Source organism: Aeromonas cavernicola, assembly GCF_002795305.1.
In the GTDB taxonomy this organism is placed as follows: domain Bacteria; phylum Pseudomonadota; class Gammaproteobacteria; order Enterobacterales; family Aeromonadaceae; genus Aeromonas; species Aeromonas cavernicola.
Genome location: NZ_PGGC01000109.1, coordinates 1 through 17814, shown reverse-complemented (window position 1 = coordinate 17814; position 17814 = coordinate 1). Strand labels below are relative to the sequence as shown.

The window sequence follows — 17814 nt, the reverse complement described above, 5'->3', positions numbered from 1 at the left end:
CGGGGGATGGCTCACCATCCCCCGTTTTTTACATAGATGAGACTACTCGCCCACGTATTCCACCACTTCTAAGCCAAAGCCGCCAAGCGCATGATACTTCTTCGGCGAGCTCAACAAGCGCATTTTACCCACGCCAAGGGCTTTGAGGATCTGAGAGCCCACGCCAACCCGGCGCGAAGTGCCCTGCCACTTGGCCCCTTCCGGTGCCAGCCCCTTGTCGGCGGCTTCAAATCCCTTCACTCGGGCCAGCAGCTCCTCGCCATGGGATTCCGCCCCCAGAATCACCAGCACCCCGCCCTCGCTGGCGATACGGGCCATGGATTTGGGCAACGGCCAGCTGCGGGCAGCGTGACGGTCAGTCAGCAGCAGATCGCTCAGCACATCGTGCAGGTGCACCCGCACCAGCGTCGGCTGGTCGGTCTGTACTTCACCCTTTTTCAGGGCAAAGTGAACCTGATTGTCGATGGTGTCGCGGAAGGTGATGAGGTCAAACTCGCCAAATTCGGTGGGCAACTTGCATTCGGCCACCTTCTCGACTGTCGTCTCGTGCTGGTTGCGGTACTCGATAAGGTCGGCGATGGTGCCAAGCTTGATGCCATGTTGCTCGGCAAACACCTCCAGATCCGGACGGCGCGCCATGGTGCCATCGTCGTTGAGGATCTCGACAATGACGGAGGCCGCCTCGTAACCGGCCAGACGAGCCAGATCGCAGCCCGCTTCGGTGTGGCCAGCACGGGTCAACACACCGCCATCTTGCGCCATCAGCGGGAAGATATGGCCCGGCTGCACCAGATCAGCCGCCTTAGCATCAGGCGCCACCGCCGCTTGCACGGTCACTGCGCGATCGGCTGCGGAGATACCGGTCGTCACCCCTTCGGCCGCTTCGATGGTCACGGTAAACGCGGTGGAGAACTGGGCATTGTTGCGATCCACCATCAGCGGCAGTGCCAACTGCTTGCAGCGATCCCGAGTCAGGGTCAGACAGATGAGGCCACGGCCGTAGCGAGCCATAAAGTTGATATCCTCCGGACGAACGCAGGAGGCAGCCATGATCAGGTCACCTTCATTTTCTCTGTCTTCGTCATCCATCAGGATCACCATCTTGCCGGCCTTGATATCGGCAATGATTTCCTGGGTTGTGCTCAGCGCCATTAGCTACTCCATTAGTGTGCGTGGGGGTTAAGCCTGCTGGCTCAACACAAATGCGGTATAGGTTGCTCTACTAGATGGGGGGCAAGCCGCCCCGTTTCAACCAGAGCGGGATCACAGAAAATCGTTTTTGTGACCTGATTGAGAGAACCCCCTTAGAGAAAACCGGCCTTGGCCAACGTCGCCATGGTCAGGGTCGAGGCACTGCTCTCCTGACGCTTGCCCATCATCAGCCGCTCCAGATAGCGGGCGATCTGATCCACCTCAAGGTTGACCTTATGGCCAGGCTTCCAGCGGGTGATGGTGGTCTCTTGGGCGGTGTGGGGCACGATGGTCAGGCGGAAACGGTCGCCCTGCACCGCGTTGACGGTGAGGCTGATGCCATCCACCGCAATCGAGCCCTTCTCGGCGATGTAGCGGGAGAGCTCGCTCGGTGCCTTGATCCAGTACTCAATGGCGCGGCCACTGCTGGATACACTCTTGACCTCCCCGACCCCATCTACATGGCCGGAGACTAGATGGCCGCCGAGACGGGAAGTGGCCATCAGCGCCTTCTCGAGGTTGACCCGATCGCCCACTTTTGCTGTGGCAAAGCCGGTGCGGGAGAGAGTTTCCAGCGACACATCGGCGGTATAACGCTGGTCGCCCAGCGCTACCACGGTAAGGCAGACGCCGTTGGTAGCGATAGAATCACCCAGTTTGACGTCGCCAAAATCGAGGCCCGGTGCGTGGACGGTGAGGGCCATGTCATCACCCTGCCGACGCAGCTCGGCCAAGGTTCCCACCGCTTCGATAATTCCGGTAAACATGCAAATCACCTTACTGTAACGAAGACAGCTTATGCCTTCATGAACATGGATAAATCAGGCTATGTTGGCGGTAATGCGAATATCAGACCCGACCATGCGCACATCCTTGATGACGAGCTTAGGCGCTTGTAACAGTCGGGTGAGCGCCGGTAGATGAAACAGGCCACGCCCCTCATCACCCATCAGCTTGGGCGCCTGATAGAGCACCAGCTCATCCACCAGCCCCTTCTCCAGCAGGGCACCGCACAATCTTGGCCCCGCCTCCACCAGTACCGAGTTGACGCTCTGCTTTGCCAGCAGCATGAACAAACTGACCAGATCCAACTTGCCATCCAGCAGCGGCACTTCCAGCTGCTGTACCCACTCGGGCCACTCGCCGGATGCGGTATGGCGGGCCAACAGCACGGGGCTCTCGCTTTGGAACAGCGGCAGATCGGGGGTGAGCCGGTTTTGCGAATCGACGATCACCCGCAGCGGCTGGCGCACCCGCTCTTTGGGGGAGCTCGCCTTGACCGAAGGAGGCAGCTCGTCCCAACGCACGGTCAGGGAGGCGCCATCGGCCAGCACCGTCTCGGCGCTAGAGAGCACCGCATCATGACGGGCCCGCAGTCGCTGCACATCGCGGCGCGCATCGGGAGAGGTGATCCACTGGCTCTCGCCACTGGCCATGGCGGTACGGCCATCGAGGCTAGCCCCCAGCTTAACGGTCACCCGCGGGAACGCGGTGCGCATCCGCTTGAAAAAGCCCGGGTTGAGCGCTTCGGCTTCGCTCGCCAACAGGCCGAAATCGGTCTTGATACCCGCCTCTGACAGCTTGTGTAAGCCACGCCCGCCCACTTCGGGATTAGGGTCGATCATCGCCGCCACCACTCGGGCCACTCCAGCATTAATCAGCGCCTCGGCGCAGGGGGGGGTACGGCCATGGTGGGAGCAGGGTTCAAGAGTCACATAGGCAGTCGCGCCACGGGCCTTGTCACCGGCGGCGCGCAGGGCGTAGACCTCGGCATGGGGCTCACCCGCCTTCTGATGCCACCCTTCACCGACCAGCACGCCATCCTTGACCAGCACAGCGCCGACGCAGGGGTTGGGGGCCGTAGTGTAACGGCCACGGCGGGCCAGCTCGAGGGCCCGACTCATCCATTGGTAATCATCTTGACTAAACATCTGGGCTCCTCTCTTCAACAACACCCTAACCGCATCGAATCAGCTAACTGACTGCGTGACCACGTCCGATGACGTATCGCTGATCGAACCTACATCCGAGCAAGTTCATTTTTCCAACTTGGCGATCTCTTCACCAAACTCACGGATATCCTCGAAGCTGCGATAGACCGAGGCAAAGCGGATATAGGCGACTTTATCTAGCCCCTTGAGCTCATCCATCACCAGATTACCCACCAGCTCGGAGGCGACTTCGCGCTCACCGGTGGCACGCAAGCGGGATTTGATGTGGTTGACCGCCTTTTCGATGGCCTCCATGCTCACCGGCCGCTTCTCCAGCGCCCGTAAAATCCCCGCGCGCAGCTTATCCTCGTTAAACGGCTCACGGGAGCCATTCGATTTGATCACTCGCGGCATCACCAACTCTGCCATCTCAAACGTGGTAAAACGCTCGTGACAGAGCAGACACTCTCGACGGCGACGGACCTGATGGCCCTCAGCCACCAACCGGGAGTCGATCACCTTGGTATCAACTGCACTACAAAATGGGCAATGCATCGGACCTCCGGCGCTGACGAAACAAGATCCTGCCGCATCAGGGCGGGATGATTGGGAGGGGCAGTGTAGCACGGCCATATAAAACCGGAACAAGCCAGCCGCCTGTGGCAGCGGTTCGATGCTAAGTGGCAAGGATCTAAGTAGGCCGGATGGTACTATTGGCACCGCATCGGCTGATGCGCCCTCTCCTCAGGGCCCCAAGGGTGAGTGGCCCCTCTGAACAGCACACTGCCGCATCATGGGGGAGTGAGCATGGCTCGGGCCGTCTATATAAACTGCGCAGCCCATGGCCAAGATTGCAGGTGGACGCCCCCTCATCGGGCCGAGTTAAGCTGGCGAGTAAAATTCGATGGCCATCAGCACCCCATCTGGCTGCTCTAATACCCGAATGATGCGAGCGTGGGCTTCAAAAGGGGGTAATTGATTACTGTGAGTGGCAAGGCTAACCCGCAACGGTTGACTGACATCAAGCCGATGTTCAGCCACGGTGACACCCATGCCATTGGCACTGAGATCGTGGCAAATCCCCTCCAAGACCAGCTGTTGTTGATAGAGGGTAACGGGGGCATTAATTAACATGCGCTGGAACGCGCGTCTTTCATTGGTGCTGTTGATCACGAGAACATCCTCTGTTGGGGATAATGCCATCTTGATGGCCACACCTCGATAACCCGAGAAACATAGTGCTGGCCTACCCAAAAGAACGTTAATACAATGCGGTTCGTTTCTCAAACGGGGTGCGGTTTACCGCTGAGATTATACCCGTGTACCTGATCCAGATAATGCTGGCGGAGGAATTTGAGGCATGGCGCTCATTGTGGGCGCCCTCATCCGCTGGCACCTCATTAGGAATAAGTAATAGGGAGTGCCATCAATGAAAGCCCTGCTGCTGGTCGCCACCAGCCTGCTGTCGGCCAATGCGTTCGCCGCCGATACCCTCACCGTCTACACCTACAGCTCCTTCACTGCCGAGTGGGGCCCGGGGCCCAAGATCAAACAGGCCTTCGAGAAAGAGTGCGACTGCACCCTCAATCTGGTTCCCCTCGAAGATGGGGTCGCCATCCTCAACCGGCTGCGGCTGGAGGGCAACCACAGCAAGGCCGATCTGGTGCTGGGGCTCGATGATGCTCTCATTAGCGAAGCCAAGCAGAGTGGCCTGTTCGCCCCCCATCCCGCCAAGCTCGACGGCATCAAGGTGCCGGGTGGCTGGCAGGATGACACCTTTGTCCCCTACGACTACGGCTACTTCGCCTTTGTCTATGACAAGGACAAACTCAAGCAGCCACCCAAGAGTCTGAAAGAGCTGGTGGAGCGACCTGACCTCAAGGTGATCTATCAGGATCCCCGCACCTCCACCCCGGGACAGGGGCTGATGCTGTGGATGAAGTCCGTTTATGGCGACAAGGCGCCTGCCGCCTGGGCCGAGCTTGCCAAAAAGACGGTCACCGTCACCAAGGGGTGGTCAGAGGCCTATGGCATGTTCCTCGATGGTGAAGCGGATATGGTGCTCTCCTACACCACCTCTCCGGCCTATCACCTGATTGCCGAGAGCAAGCCCCAGTATCAGGCTGCCGCCTTCGAAGAGGGTCACTACCGTCAGGTAGAAGTGGCCGCCAAGCTGAAGAGCGCCAAACAGGAGAAGCTGGCTGACCAGTTCCTGCAATTTATGGTGAGCCCCGCCTTCCAGCACGAGATCCCGACCGGCAACTGGATGTATCCGGTAATCGACACGCCGCTGCCCAAGGGCTTCGAGCAGATGATCACCGTAGCCAAGCCGCTCGCCTTCAGCAGCGATGAGGTGGCCGCCAATCGCAAAGGGTGGATCCGCGAGTGGCTGCAAGCCGTCACCCAGTGAGCCGTCATCTGAGACCACAGGCTCGTCCCCTCTGGTGGTTGCCGGGCAGTGCAGCCACCCTGTTGATCCTGCTGTTATCCCTCGGGCCGCTTGCGGCCCTCTTGTGGCAGGCCGGTTCGCTGGCACCCCGCACCCTGTTCGCAGATCCTTATCTGCGTCATGTGCTGGGCTTCAGTCTGGGGCAGGCACTGCTCTCCACCCTGCTCAGTCTCGGGCTCGCCATTCCGGTGGCCCGTGCATTGGCGCGGCGCCGCTTCGTTGGCCGCACCCTGCTGATCAAGTTGTTTGGCCTCTCGCTGGTGCTGCCGGTCATCATCGCCATCTTCGGCATCGTGGCGGTACATGGCAAACAGGGGTGGCTGCCGCAACTGTTGCGCTCATTGGGGCTGGATCCCGGCAATTATCTCTACGGCCTGTTCGGTATCCTGCTGGCCCATGTCTTCTTCAATATGCCGCTGGCGGCCCGCCTGATGCTGCAGAGCATAGAGAGCATCCCCGAATCGAGCTGGCGCCTTGCCAGTCAGCTAGGCATGCGCTCCTCCCACATCTTCCGGCTGCTGGAGTGGCCGCTTATTCGCGGCATATTGCCGGGGCTGGCCAGCCTCATCTTCATGCTCTGTTTCACCAGCTTCACCACAGTGTTGGCGCTGGGAGGCGGGCCGAAATCCACCACCCTGGAGGTGGCCGTCTATCAGGCGCTGCGCTTTGACTTCGATCTCGCCACCGCGGGCGGATTGGCGCTGGTGCAACTTATCCTGACCGCCGCCCTGCTCGCCCTGCAGCACAAGCTGCAGAGTACCCCGGCCAGTCGGGTGACTCCCCGTCGTCCCTGCCTGCGGCCGGATCGCCATCAACCGGGTACGGCGGTGGTGGATCTGTTCTCGCTCGGCATCGGGCTCACCATCTTTCTGCCGCCGCTGCTGGCCATTGTGGTGGCTGGTCTTCACCCCGGCCTGCTGACAGCGCTCACCTCCAGCAAGCTGTGGCAGGCAAGCGGCCAGTCGCTGCTGATTGCACTGGCAGCAGGCACCCTGGCTACCCTGCTCGGTAGCGGCCTGCTGCTCACCAGCCGTCACCTCAAGGTACGCACCCGCCAGCGGCGAGCTGCCGCCCTGTGGGAGGCCAGCGGTTCGATGATCCTGATGATCCCGGCGGTGGTGCTCTCCACCGGCCTCTTTATCCTGTTTATGCCCTTTGCCGACGTGTTCGCTCTAGGCCCTTGGTTGGTGGTGCTGGTCAACGCCCTGATGGCGCTGCCCTATGTGCTGCGCACCCTCTGTGCCCCCATGCAGCTGGTGGTGCGCCAATATGACCGGCTGGCTGATAGCCTGGGGGTACGTGGCCTGCATCGCCTGCGGCTGGTGGAGTGGCCGCTGCTGCGCCGTCCGTTGGCGCTGGCGATGGCACTGTCGATGATCCTCTCATTGGGGGATCTTGGCGCCATCGCCATGTTTGGCAGTCAGGAGCTCACCACCCTGCCCTGGCTGCTCTACCAGCAGCTTGGCAGCTATCGATTGACCGAGGCAGCCGCCACCGCTCTGCTGCTGCTGACACTCTGTTTCTCCCTGTTCTGGCTGGTGGAACGGGGACTAGGAGGAAAACATGCTGAACATTGATACGCTGGCGACCAGCTACCCCGACTGGCGGGTCAGCTTCAGCGCGACCCTGCCCAAGGGGGAGATCACCACGCTGATTGGCCCAAGCGGCGCGGGCAAGTCGACCCTGCTCGGGATGATCGCCGGCTTCGTGCCAGTAGAATCAGGTCGCCTCAGCTTCGGTGGCGAAGATCTGCTGCCGCTGGGCCCCGCCGAGCGACCGGTCACCACCCTGTTTCAGGATCACAACCTGTTCCTCCACCTGTCGGTGTTCGACAATATCGCCATCGGCTTGCACCCGGGCCTGCGCCTGAGTGCAGCCCAGCGGGCACAGGTGATCGATGCAGCCGGGCGGGTTGGCCTTGGTGAGATGTTAGACCGCCAGCCTGAACAGCTCTCCGGCGGCCAGCAACAGCGAGTCGGGCTGGCCCGTGCGCTGGTGCGAGGCAAACCGCTGCTGCTGCTGGATGAACCCTTCTCGGCACTCGATCCCGCCCTGCGCCGGGAGATGCTGGCCGAAGTGGCTCGCCTCGCCTGCGAACAGGGCATCACCGTATTGATGGTTTCCCATAATCCAGAAGATGCCCAGCTCATCGCCGATCAGGTGCTGTTCGTTGACGAGGGGCAGATCGCCCTGCAAGGGACACCGGACATCCTGCAAACCAGCGAACATCCTGGGCTGCTGCGTTATCTAGGCCGTACCACGGCAGCCTAACCGGCCTCACCACAAGTAAAAAGAGCCGGTTGGCCTACTGCCAACCGGCTCTTTTTCAGCTGCACTGGGAGCCATTAAGCTGTTTTTCGGCGCAGATAGATCCCGGCTTCCATGTGGTGGGTCCAGGGGAACTGGTCAAACAGGGCAAAACGGGCGATCTCGTGCGTTTCACCCAATACCGCCATGTTGGCCTGCAGGGTCTCGGGGTTGCAGGAGATGTAGAGGATGTTGTCGTACTCCTGCACCAGCTTGACGGTGGCATCGTCGAGACCGGCGCGGGGTGGGTCGACGAAGATGGTGTTGCACTGGTAACTCTTGAGGTCTACCCCCTTGAGGCGGTTGAACTCCCGCTCGCCACGCATCGCCATGGTGAACTCTTCGGCCGACATGCGCAGGATGATCAGGTTGTCGACACCGTTGGCGGCGATGTTGAACTGGGCGGAGTCCACACTTGGCTTGGCGATCTCGGTGGCCAGCACCTTGCGAAAGTTCTGCGCCAGCGCGATGGAAAAGTTGCCGTTACCGCAATAGAGCTCCAGCAGGTCCCCTTCGCTCCCCTTGGTCACATCCAGCGCCCAGCCCAGCATCTGCTCGTTGATGGCGGCGTTGGGCTGAGTGAAGCTGTTCTCCACCTGTTTGTAGATAAGCTGACGACCCGCCACGTTGAGCTGCTCGATGACAAAATCATCCCCCTGACAGATCTTCTGCTTGTGGGCGCGGCCAATCAGTTGCAGCGCGAACCCTTTGGCACGCAGGTCAGCCTGCAGCGCTGCGGCGGCCTGCTGCCACTCGGCTTCCAGCTTGCGGTGATAGAGCAAGCTCACGCAAATCTGGCCGGACTGGGTGGAGAGGTAGTCGATCTGGAACAACTTACGGCGCAGCACCTGATGGGGTCGCAGCCCGTCGAGTAGCAGCGGCATCAGTTGGTTAATCAGACGGCTGGCGGTAGGAAACTGGTCGACTCGGATGATCTCTTTAGTAGCTTGTGCATACATGCAGTGGTAGAGGTCATCCCCGTTGTGCCAGATGCGGAACTCGGCCCGCATCCGGTAGTGCTGCGCCGGTGAACTATGCACTTCCAGCGCTGGTGGATTGAAATCGGTAAACAGAGCGCGGAGGCGAGCGCTCTTTTCGTCGAGCTGAGTCTGATAGTCAGCTGGAGTCCGCAGGGGCGGAGTATCGGGGGAAGCCTGCTGGGGCTGAGTCATAACTACCTCATATGCACACCGAGTGTGCCGGTATGAAAGCGAAGAGAGATGGCACCACGCCATCCAAAGGGGGCAGATTCTAAAAGGCTCCTGCGGATTGTCCAGTATTTTCTGGTTAAGAAATGTTCAATCGTGTCGATAGATCATTGCCAGATGTATAGGAGTGTTGATCATGCAGATAGATGGAATGGGCGTAGCTCAACCTAGGGGAGTGGGTGTGACTTCCAAATCTCCTCAACAAACTCAGGTGCAGGCGCAGCCAAAGCCCGCCCAAAGCGAAGATGAAGTCTCGTTGCCTCAGCCCCCTAAATGGGCGCAAAAGCTAGTGCTGCAAACATTGCAATTCTCGCTAGAGCTGCATGGTTTGAGCTACAAAGCGCCCAGAATGCAGGAGCCAATAGAAGAGCCTGAAGTGGTGACGCCAGAGACGCTGTTTGACTTCCAAGAGGTGTCAGACAATGTGATGCAATTTGTCACCGGTGGACTGAATGCAGCCCGCGCCAATGGCAAATCGGATGCGGAACTGACCGAGATGATGGCTCAGGCCCGCAGAGGCATAGATATGGGCTTTGAGGATGCGAAGCGACAACTCGGCTCTCTAGCAACAGATAATGAAGACATCAGGGTCGGCATCGAGCAGAGCTACAAGCTTATCCAAGAAAGCATGGATGAATTTGAGCAAGAGTTTTTCGGCCAGGTTCCTGCCCCCAAAACAGATGCTGACGATATCGCAGCGCCTTTGCAAAACATGCTGGAAATCCAGACCAATAGCGGTAGCAACGTGGTACTGCGTTTCAACGACGATGCGCAGACGTCCCAGCCTGAGCAAACTGGTAATCAGTTCACCCTTAAATCGAGTCAAAGCTTTAAATTTTCAGTAGAAGGAAATGTGAGCAGTGGTGATATGAGTGCCATTGGCGACATAGTGAAGGGAATAGATGAACTGCTTGGACACTTTTTTTCCGGCAACTTCGAGGAATTACTCGAGAAAGCCGGTAAGTTAAATCTGGACGACAGCAATCTCGCCTCTTTCTCCATGAGAATTAAGCAAAATCTCAAAATAAGCCAAGCGTATCAAGGAGCAAACCCGCTGCAAGAAACCCTCCAGCCAATGGCAGACTATCTACCCAAGTTGGAACAACTTCAGCAAAGATCCGATGTCATATTGCCTAGGTTTCAGCAGCAAGCGTTACTTGCTGCAGTATTGGCGGCCCGTGGTCAAGGAAATGCTGACGATCTCAGTCGCTTCAGTAGCTTTAACCAGCGCATGCTCAACGCGCTATAAAACATAGGGGCACAGCCCACTATCAGACCAAAGTCTGGCAATAATATCTGCTATCAATGACTCACCATGTGCCAGCCCCTCTTGGGGCTGGCACACTCTCATTTTTTTCTGCCTTGGTCAGCTTATGAACCCCAAAAAACCCAGTGATAAGCGGGAACTTTGTTATCCCTTTATCTTCGAAACACGGCTCAGCTGTGATTATGAAATTGCCACCGATGAACTCTGCTGCCAAGTTGGTGCTGCCCTTGCTCAGTTACCGAGGCAAGACAACACTCAAGAGGTCGCCAGCGACTTAGAGGCGATCCAGCGATTAATTTACCATCTAAATGGTTCTGTACGAGGCAGGCTGGGCATTGTTGAGACAGACATCGAATGGCTAAAAAAACGTTACGATCACTATAACGAAGCCACTAAAGGACGAGTAACCGGCTTTGTGCTACCTCAAGGCCCCCAACCTGTTCCCACCCTACACCTATGTCGTTGTGGCAGTAAAAAAGTCGTACGATGGCTGGTCAGGCTGGAGGAAAGTGGCGCTCGTTTTGACCCTATCCTGTATCGCTTTACCAATCTGCTGGCCAACCTCTTCTTTGTGCTGACCGTATACCTAAAACATCTGTGGGATATACCAGAATCTACCTATATCAGCATCAATTACTAATATTGCCATTTAAAATAGGGGATAACTCCATTTTGGGTAAATATGAACATCATCAGTTTTTCGGTTGCAAAAACAGCTGAGACGGTCGTACTTATCAATCTCTAGTTACTGATAAAAGTAACTCTTTTTAGCCATATGCCTTTGATCGTGCCCTCCCCAAAAAATAAAAATAACCCTTTGAAATATTTTGCATTAAGTTCGGGCTAGTTCTATTACTCCATTAACTGATGGGTTTAGTGATAACGAGGCTTGCAGGTGACAAGGACGATTTATCTGAGTGGCAGCTCATTTTTAATGCCAGGCAACGTGGCGTGGCGGTCATTATCTCCGGCTACAGAGGTCCACGTTGCCCCACATGGCCAGTGGTTACAGACCTTGATGAGCCAACCCGCTGATGCCGAGCCACAAACACATATTATTATCTGGTTGTGGGAAGATTTGGTGCCAACCCAAACCTTACTAACCTGGGAGCGATTAGCTGAGGAGGGGAAGCAACAAGCCGTTACCGAGTGGCTTAATACGCTATGTCAACCACTTGTCCAACGTTTACAGCTGCGGCCGCAAGATACCTTGTTAGTGGGGGCATATAGCCGTTCACCGGCATCCGTATTTGGCACAGCTCCTTCCGTTCTTGCGCGCTTATCCAATGAATTTGATCATCAACTAGCTTCGTTGCACCAACGTTACCCCAGTTTAAGTAACCTGCACCTGCCACTTTGGCTCCAGCGACACGGATACTCACACCACTTTGATAGCCGTAATTACTACTTAATGTCTTGTCCCTTCTCCATGACTGGACTGGTAAGTTTAGCGGAGTGGATCGCCCCCTTATTGCACCGGCTACATCACCCAGCTCATAAAGTGCTGGTGCTAGATTGCGATAATACATTGTGGGGAGGAGTGGTCGGTGAAGATGGCATTGCAGGCATCTCACTTGGACAAGATGGTATTGGGCGCGTTTATCAGGCTTTTCAGCAGGCCGTTTGCTACTGGCATAGCCAAGGTGTCATCTTGGCACTTTGCTCTAAAAATGGAGCCGATGATGTCTGGCACTTGTTCGATCGCCACCAAGGAATGGTGCTGACTCGGCAACAGATCACTGCCGCTGAAATCGGCTGGGATACGAAGTCGGCCGGCCTACGGCGCTTAGCACAGCAGCTCAATGTTGGCTTAGAGAGCATGGTGTTCTGGGATGACAGTGAATTAGAACGTAGTGAGGTCAGGGCCAACTGCCCAGAAGTAACGGTAGTGACCCCGCCAAGTGAAATCTGGGAATGGCCTGATGCATTGATGATGCTAACGGCACTCCATCGCCATCAACATAGCCCTGATGATCAGCTACGCCAACGCTCTTATCGGGCTAAAGCGCAAGCACAAGAAGTACAGCAACAACTGGGCGATGAGCGAGCTTTTTTACAGCAACTGAGGCTAGCGGCGAAATGGCAACCACTCGCCCCCTCTAATCAGCTGCGGGCCGAACAACTGACCCAAAAAACAAACCAGTTTAACCTCTCAGGCAAACGATATCAGGCAGGAGAGCTGGCGCTATTTGCCAAAGATCAGGGGGATGTTTGGCTAGCGTCGTTACAAGACAAATTCGCCGACCATGGTATGACAGCCTTGTTGATGGTGCGCCCTCTTAATACCAATACGGCGTTGCTCGATACCTTAGCCATTAGTTGTCGAGTATTAGGCCGTGGTTTTGAATATTGGTTGCTTGCCCAATTAGCCACCGCGTTAATGGCAAAAGGCATTAGCCAATTAGTCATAAGTTACATCGCCACCGACCGAAACCAACCTGCACGGAATTTTTTAGCGACCTTACCGACTCACCCAGTCGCCGCTGACGTTGGGTATGTGCCGCAGGCTGATGAAATATTGCTATCTCTGGATTTGCCGTTAGTGTCTCTTCCATATTTGGAGTTTTATACCCATGAATGATCTAATTAATCTGGTTAGTCAGCAATTTCCCCACGCCAATTTAGACCATCCTCAAGCACTCGGCCTTGGCTGCTTTCCTGAATGGGATTCGCTGGGGCATTTCAACCTGTTGTTATTAATTGAACAGCATTTTGCTATTCGGTTTGAGCCAGAAGAATTAGCCATGCTCAAAAACTTGCCTGATATTCATCAAGCACTGCTTCATAAAGGTGTGACTAGATGAAGCAGGCGATTGAGCAGGCATTAGACATGCTAGCTATTCCCAAAGGCTGCTCCGTGATGGTCCACTCAGATGCGATGGTAGTAGCGCAATTTCCCAATATGGGAAATCCTCATGGGATCAACATGTTTTGGTCATATCTAGAACATTGGTTGGCTGGAAACGTGCTAGTCCCCACCTTTACATACAGCCCGATGGAGGCTGAATGTTTTAACCCTGCGACGACCCCCAGCAGAGTGGGTTTGATGACTGAAATTTTCAGGCAACGTGAGGGGGTTCATCGCACATTAGACCCTATTTTCAGTATCGCAATCAGCGGACCTAGCGCTCATCAGCTCGCCACTCAGGAATATCACGACTGCTTTGGCCCTGAGAGTGTGTTTGCTTGGCTAGCAGAGCAAGAGGGGTGGCTGCTAGGGCTGGGATGTCACCCTGATCGATTGACCTTTACCCACTATGTAGAGCAGCAATTAGCGGTACCTTACCGTTATCACAAATGGTTTGAAGGTCAGGTGTATAGCGAAGGGATAAGTCGAAATTGGCGCTCTGATTACTACGTCCGCGACTTATCCCTCGCGAGTGAAATAGACCTGACTCGCTTGGTCGAGCAATTAAAGGCTGAAGGTGCCTGGCGCCAGGCGCTATGCCAACGCGTACCGATATGGGCGGTATCTTGCCGTGATTTTAGTCGTGTAGCCCGTGAGCTGATAGCCAGCACCCCCTATGCACTTATCCGAGCGGGAGGGAACCAAAATGCGGTTTGATCATATTGGGCTGGTTGTGACAGACCTAGCGAATGGGGAGCATTACTGCCGAGAGGTATTAGGACTAAGCCAATTCTCAGTGGCAGTCAAAGATCCACTGCAAAAGGTGTGGGTACAATTCGTTCATGACCCTGCAGGAATATGCTACGAGTTAATTGCCCCAATTGGGGAAGACAGTCCTGTTACACAGGTACTCAAAACACGCCGTAACGTGATTAATCATCTGGCTTATCGGGTAACGTGCTTGACCACAACAGCGGATAAATTAAGGGAACAGCGCCACCTTCCCCTTGGCCCTCGCCAACCCGCTGTGGCATTCGGTGGGGCATACGTTCAGTTCTTTCTAAGCCCCTTAGGCCATATCGTCGAATTAATTGAGGAAGCGATATGACATCTTCAGATAAGAGCGATTATCTCCCTACTGATTGGAACAACCAGACAGAACTAGGTGAGCGACTACACCGTTTACTTACCTTATTATTCCCACTCAATCGCAGCTTAACAGGCGATGGTGCCCGGCAAACGCTGCACTTATTACGCGAACATTGCCTGCCAGATTTACGCATTCACGAGATCCCAAGCGGAACTAAATTTTTTGATTGGACCGTACCTGATGAATGGAATGTGCAACAGGCCTATCTGATAGGACCTGACGGCCAAAAAGTGGTTGATTTCGATGATCACAATTTACATCTGGTTGGTTATTCAGAGCCGATCCGCTGTACTCTCTCATTAGCTGAACTTCAGCCTCATTTACATTCATTACCCGAATTACCTGACGCCATTCCTTATATCACCTCCTATTACCAACGTTACTGGGGATTTTGTTTACCCCACAAAGTCCGTGCAGCACTGCCAGAAGGCGATTATCAAGTGGTAATTGATACCCGTTTGCAACCAGGTTCAATGACCTACGCCGAGTGGGTATTACCGGGGGAGAGCGAGCAGGAAATCTTATTATCTAGCTATATCTGTCATCCATCCATGGCTAACAACGAGCTATCAGGACCTGGTGTCGGAGTCTTTTTGATGGCTTGGCTAGCCTCATTGCCCCGACGTCGTTATAGCTATCGGCTAATGCTTGTTCCTGAAACCTTGGGCGCAATCGTCTACTTGGCTCAGCACCTAGATCATCTCAAACGTCATACACTAGCTGGATTCAATCTAACCTGCATGGGAGATGAGCGCTGCTACTCATTCTTGCCTTCTCGACAAGGTAACAGCTTGGCTGATCGCATTGGCCGTCATGTGCTCAGCCATATCGCGCCAGATTATCAGGTATACAGTTATCTCGAGCGAGGCTCTAACGAACGTCAACTCTGTGCACCTGGTATTGATCTCCCAATAACCACATTAATGCGCAGTAAATATGGTTGTTATGCCGAGTATCACACTTCATTAGATGATCTCACCTTAGTCACACCTGCAGGCCTCGCTGGTAGTTTCTTAGCACTACGCCGAGCTATCGAAATCCTAGAATTGGATGACCGTTATCAGGTAACCGTATTAGGTGAACCCCAGCTAGGTAAACGAGGACTCTATCCAAACTTATCCACACGTAGCTCAGGTGGGCAAACACAGGACATGATGAATTTACTGGCCTATAGTGATGGCCGCCTCACGCTATTTGAAATTGCTGAGGTTATTAAAGTCCCTTTTTGGCAGATAGCACCGCTAGCGGACATCTTGCTAGGCGCAGATTTATTGCGCCGTGTTAACGTTATTTCTGAAAACTCAGTAAATAGTTAAGTGCTTTACCGAAAACCAGCCGATACATTATTTAGTAAAAATGACATTCTATAGCTTCAATTTTGTATTATTTTATATTTAAGGATGAATATGATGAAATGCCCTTATTGTCATAGCCATAACACCCAAGTTTTCCTTGAGCGAAGCATGCCGATTATTTTATCTGCATATGCGGGGAATTTTCCCGTCAAAGTAGCCGATATGCAAGTAAGCATTTGTAAGGACTGCATGTTGGGGTTTGCATCAAAGAAATTGTCCTCTGAAGAATTAAAGGAAATATATGACAACTATCTATATATTTCCCCATTAAATAATATTGGCACAACTAAATATGATGGCATGATTAATACAATAAAGCGGCATTTTAATTCCCGTGACAAAATAATTGAAATTGGCTGCTCCGAAGCATATTTATTAAAAGTGCTGAGTGATAGCGGTTTTTCAAATATTACAGGCATAGAGCCTGGCCCACAAGCGGACAGTGCCAAGGCATTAGGATTAAATGTAATAAAGGGTTACTTTGATAAAAGCTATGCAGCAAATAAAATAGATGGCTATTACTTAATGCACGTATTTGAGCACTTTGAAGATCCTTTTTCAATATTTACTCTAATGGCAAACTCATTAAGCGACAAAGGTAAGATTGTCATAGAGGTTCCTGATTTTGGGGGATTTCATGTTCAACATCTCTTCTATTACAATATTCAATTCATGCATACATTAGCTCGTGCTCATCAGTTAAAAATTATCGATTTTGCCATAGAGATGGACAGCCTGCGGGTAGTATTTGCAAAAAATAGTAATGCCTCTTACCGCGAGGTAGAGTTCGCTTTCAATAAAATTGACTACATCAAAAACTTAGTGGAAGTGAAACAGCAATGTGAGTCTCTGAGTCACAGAGCAAATGACTTCCTCAGAAATAAAAAAACCGTATTCTGGTGGGGGGCTGGGTCCGCATCAGTTATTTTATTGAATAACCTTGATCCAGCGATTTTACAAGAAACAACTGTGATAGTGATTGATGGCGACAAAAATAAGGCCGACTTAACGATTCCTGGTGTTAATTTAAAGGTATGTAGCTATGAAATAATAAGGAATTCTCATATTACAGATTTGATTATTGCTTCTAGCTTTTATAACGAGATCTTTAAAACTATGGAAGCCCATGGCATCCGATATAGCAACGTTGAAATATTTAGTGATGCCTAACCATGACCTCAGATAAGTAACCGTTCACCAAGGGTGGATCGAAATGAAAAATGGGATGATCGTCGATCCGCTTGTAGTTACAAGCAAACCCTTTGATATGACGCAGGTGTAGAGAGAACAGAGGCCAAAGCCCCAGTTCCACTAGGTGTTGGTGATGCGCAGCAACCAGTCCGCGATGAGCTAGTTTTCATCGGCGAGCACGGGTTGATAGCGATAACAGCCTTCACTGACTGTGAAGATGTTGCAGGCCAGCCTGATTGAGATGGCAAAGTGCGCAACCGCTTTGGTAGCCAGCGCCCTGCAGGCAGATGGCGTTACCCCTTTTTTGCCATGGTCTCGGCGATGCTCTCTGTCTGGAGGCGCTCCTCGGCATACATCTTCTTGAAGCGGCAGTTTTCCTCCTCCAGCTCGTTGAGGCGAGTCATGAGGGAGGCATCCATGTCACCGAATTTGGAGTGCCACTTATAAAAGGTCGCGGATCTGATGCCATGCTCACGGCACAACTCAGGGAGGGGTGAACCAGACTCGGCTTGCTTGAGAATAACGATGATTTGGGCATCGCTAAAGCGCGATGCTTTCATGTAGAACCTACTGCGTTCAAGATACGAGAAAATTCTAATTATGAGCATCCCTGTTTTTCGGGGGGATTACCCTGCTTAAAGAATCGAATGTATGCAGGAATAGTATTGGAGGGGGACTTCATTTATGAGGTATCAAAACTGGTGGTCGTTACTGGGATCGAACCAGTGACCCCCTCCTTGTAAGGGAGGTGCTCTCCCAGCTGAGCTAAACGACCTGGGATTCTTTAAATGATGGTGGGTCGTGCTGGATTCGAACCAGCGACCAATTGATTAAAAGTCAACTGCTCTACCGACTGAGCTAACGACCCGTCTACGTCATTTTTAAACTTTTTACTACAAATATGGTGGTCGTTACTG

17 protein-coding genes, 2 tRNA genes, 1 pseudogene and 1 riboswitch are annotated in these 17814 nt (G+C 53.8%); of the genes and pseudogenes, 11 read left to right on the top strand and 9 right to left on the bottom strand.

All coding sequences use genetic code 11. From position 1 onward, the window contains the following. Positions 1–42: 42 nt before the first annotated feature. From ribBA to CUC53_RS12485, 5 genes are all read right to left on the bottom strand, one after another. Positions 43–1152 (bottom strand): bifunctional 3,4-dihydroxy-2-butanone-4-phosphate synthase/GTP cyclohydrolase II, encoded by a 1110-nt coding sequence (gene ribBA, locus CUC53_RS12505; protein ID WP_100294466.1) that lies wholly within the window; start codon positions 1150–1152, stop codon positions 43–45. Positions 1153–1304: 152 nt separating this feature from the next. Next, positions 1305–1958 carry a riboflavin synthase gene (locus CUC53_RS12500; RefSeq protein ID WP_100294465.1) on the bottom strand — a complete coding sequence of 218 codons (654 nt, stop codon included), beginning with the start codon at positions 1956–1958 and terminating at the stop codon, positions 1305–1307. Between the two features lie 54 nt (positions 1959–2012). After that, positions 2013–3122 carry a bifunctional diaminohydroxyphosphoribosylaminopyrimidine deaminase/5-amino-6-(5-phosphoribosylamino)uracil reductase RibD gene (gene ribD / locus CUC53_RS12495; protein ID WP_100294464.1) on the bottom strand — a complete coding sequence of 370 codons (1110 nt, stop codon included), beginning with the start codon at positions 3120–3122 and terminating at the stop codon, positions 2013–2015. 105 nt (positions 3123–3227) lie between these two features. Next, positions 3228–3677: a transcriptional regulator NrdR gene (nrdR, locus tag CUC53_RS12490; protein ID WP_005298086.1), complete on the bottom strand. Its 450-nt coding sequence runs from the start codon at positions 3675–3677 to the stop codon at positions 3228–3230. A 327-nt stretch (positions 3678–4004) separates the two neighbouring features. Continuing rightward, positions 4005–4295, bottom strand: coding sequence for a PilZ domain-containing protein (locus tag CUC53_RS12485; protein ID WP_167386752.1), 291 nt, complete (start codon positions 4293–4295; stop codon positions 4005–4007). Between the two features lie 105 nt (positions 4296–4400). Further along, a riboswitch (TPP riboswitch) is annotated at positions 4401–4491 on the top strand. Positions 4492–4551: 60 nt separating this feature from the next. On the opposite strand from CUC53_RS12485, the gene thiB reads away from it, so the two are divergent. Genes thiB through thiQ form a run of 3 tightly spaced genes read left to right on the top strand, consistent with a single transcriptional unit; the run spans position 4552 to position 7842 of the window. Next, positions 4552–5532: a thiamine ABC transporter substrate binding subunit gene (gene thiB / locus CUC53_RS12480; protein ID WP_100294463.1), complete on the top strand. Its 981-nt coding sequence runs from the start codon at positions 4552–4554 to the stop codon at positions 5530–5532. Next, entirely contained in the window at positions 5529–7148 is a 1620-nt protein-coding gene (thiP, locus tag CUC53_RS12475) for a thiamine/thiamine pyrophosphate ABC transporter permease (RefSeq protein ID WP_100294490.1), read from the top strand. Before thiB ends, thiP begins: the two co-directional genes overlap by 4 nt. After that, positions 7135–7842 carry a thiamine ABC transporter ATP-binding protein gene (gene thiQ / locus CUC53_RS12470; protein ID WP_100294462.1) on the top strand — a complete coding sequence of 236 codons (708 nt, stop codon included), beginning with the start codon at positions 7135–7137 and terminating at the stop codon, positions 7840–7842. Before thiP ends, thiQ begins: the two co-directional genes overlap by 14 nt. A gap of 74 nt (positions 7843–7916) precedes the next feature. On the opposite strand, the gene trmA is transcribed toward thiQ, so the two are convergent. Next, positions 7917–9050, bottom strand: coding sequence for a tRNA (uridine(54)-C5)-methyltransferase TrmA (trmA, locus tag CUC53_RS12465; RefSeq protein WP_100294461.1), 1134 nt, complete (start codon positions 9048–9050; stop codon positions 7917–7919). A gap of 172 nt (positions 9051–9222) precedes the next feature. Between trmA and CUC53_RS12460 the strand changes: the two genes are divergently transcribed. The 8 genes from CUC53_RS12460 to CUC53_RS12425 all read left to right on the top strand — a co-directional run bounded on the left by CUC53_RS12460 (position 9223) and on the right by CUC53_RS12425 (position 16876). Continuing rightward, positions 9223–10335: a DUF5610 domain-containing protein gene (locus CUC53_RS12460; protein ID WP_100294460.1), complete on the top strand. Its 1113-nt coding sequence runs from the start codon at positions 9223–9225 to the stop codon at positions 10333–10335. Between the two features lie 124 nt (positions 10336–10459). Beyond that, positions 10460–10993 (top strand): ATP:cob(I)alamin adenosyltransferase, encoded by a 534-nt coding sequence (locus tag CUC53_RS12455; RefSeq protein ID WP_100294459.1) that lies wholly within the window; start codon positions 10460–10462, stop codon positions 10991–10993. Positions 10994–11248: 255 nt separating this feature from the next. Beyond that, positions 11249–12934: an HAD-IIIC family phosphatase gene (locus CUC53_RS12450; protein WP_236757918.1), complete on the top strand. Its 1686-nt coding sequence runs from the start codon at positions 11249–11251 to the stop codon at positions 12932–12934. Continuing rightward, positions 12927–13157: an acyl carrier protein gene (locus CUC53_RS12445; RefSeq protein ID WP_100294457.1), complete on the top strand. Its 231-nt coding sequence runs from the start codon at positions 12927–12929 to the stop codon at positions 13155–13157. The genes CUC53_RS12450 and CUC53_RS12445 overlap by 8 nt, the downstream gene beginning before the upstream one ends. Continuing rightward, a complete protein-coding gene (locus CUC53_RS12440; RefSeq protein ID WP_100294456.1) occupies positions 13154–13918 on the top strand; it encodes an AAC(3) family N-acetyltransferase in 765 nt (254 codons plus the stop codon). Before CUC53_RS12445 ends, CUC53_RS12440 begins: the two co-directional genes overlap by 4 nt. Next, entirely contained in the window at positions 13908–14309 is a 402-nt protein-coding gene (locus tag CUC53_RS12435) for a VOC family protein (RefSeq protein WP_100294455.1), read from the top strand. The genes CUC53_RS12440 and CUC53_RS12435 overlap by 11 nt, the downstream gene beginning before the upstream one ends. Further along, positions 14306–15667 (top strand): DUF4910 domain-containing protein, encoded by a 1362-nt coding sequence (locus CUC53_RS12430; RefSeq protein WP_100294454.1) that lies wholly within the window; start codon positions 14306–14308, stop codon positions 15665–15667. The genes CUC53_RS12435 and CUC53_RS12430 overlap by 4 nt, the downstream gene beginning before the upstream one ends. Positions 15668–15814: 147 nt before the next feature. Further along, positions 15815–16876 carry a class I SAM-dependent methyltransferase gene (locus CUC53_RS12425; RefSeq protein ID WP_236757917.1) on the top strand — a complete coding sequence of 354 codons (1062 nt, stop codon included), beginning with the start codon at positions 15815–15817 and terminating at the stop codon, positions 16874–16876. Between the two features lie 64 nt (positions 16877–16940). Here CUC53_RS12425 and CUC53_RS12420 read toward each other — a convergent pair. From CUC53_RS12420 to CUC53_RS12410, 3 genes and pseudogenes are all read right to left on the bottom strand, one after another. Next, positions 16941–17457, bottom strand: a pseudogene (locus tag CUC53_RS12420) (transposase); the annotation flags it as partial. Between the two features lie 139 nt (positions 17458–17596). After that, positions 17597–17672: transfer RNA gene (locus CUC53_RS12415), tRNA-Val, on the bottom strand. Between the two features lie 17 nt (positions 17673–17689). Beyond that, positions 17690–17765, bottom strand: a tRNA-Lys gene (locus CUC53_RS12410). Positions 17766–17814 lie beyond the last annotated feature (49 nt).

Coding starts and splice junctions, on each gene's coding strand:
- CUC53_RS12425 (WP_236757917.1), top strand. CDS start 15,815: ATGCCGATTATTTTATCTGCATATGCGGGGAATTTTCCCGTCAAAGTA.
- CUC53_RS12440 (WP_100294456.1), top strand. CDS start 13,154: ATGAAGCAGGCGATTGAGCAGGCATTAGACATGCTAGCTATTCCCAAA.
- nrdR (WP_005298086.1), bottom strand. CDS start 3,677: ATGCATTGCCCATTTTGTAGTGCAGTTGATACCAAGGTGATCGACTCC.
- CUC53_RS12500 (WP_100294465.1), bottom strand. CDS start 1,958: ATGTTTACCGGAATTATCGAAGCGGTGGGAACCTTGGCCGAGCTGCGT.
- CUC53_RS12455 (WP_100294459.1), top strand. CDS start 10,460: ATGAACCCCAAAAAACCCAGTGATAAGCGGGAACTTTGTTATCCCTTT.
- trmA (WP_100294461.1), bottom strand. CDS start 9,050: ATGACTCAGCCCCAGCAGGCTTCCCCCGATACTCCGCCCCTGCGGACT.
- thiQ (WP_100294462.1), top strand. CDS start 7,135: ATGCTGAACATTGATACGCTGGCGACCAGCTACCCCGACTGGCGGGTC.
- CUC53_RS12460 (WP_100294460.1), top strand. CDS start 9,223: ATGCAGATAGATGGAATGGGCGTAGCTCAACCTAGGGGAGTGGGTGTG.
- ribD (WP_100294464.1), bottom strand. CDS start 3,122: ATGTTTAGTCAAGATGATTACCAATGGATGAGTCGGGCCCTCGAGCTG.
- thiB (WP_100294463.1), top strand. CDS start 4,552: ATGAAAGCCCTGCTGCTGGTCGCCACCAGCCTGCTGTCGGCCAATGCG.
- CUC53_RS12430 (WP_100294454.1), top strand. CDS start 14,306: ATGACATCTTCAGATAAGAGCGATTATCTCCCTACTGATTGGAACAAC.
- CUC53_RS12445 (WP_100294457.1), top strand. CDS start 12,927: ATGAATGATCTAATTAATCTGGTTAGTCAGCAATTTCCCCACGCCAAT.
- CUC53_RS12435 (WP_100294455.1), top strand. CDS start 13,908: ATGCGGTTTGATCATATTGGGCTGGTTGTGACAGACCTAGCGAATGGG.
- ribBA (WP_100294466.1), bottom strand. CDS start 1,152: ATGGCGCTGAGCACAACCCAGGAAATCATTGCCGATATCAAGGCCGGC.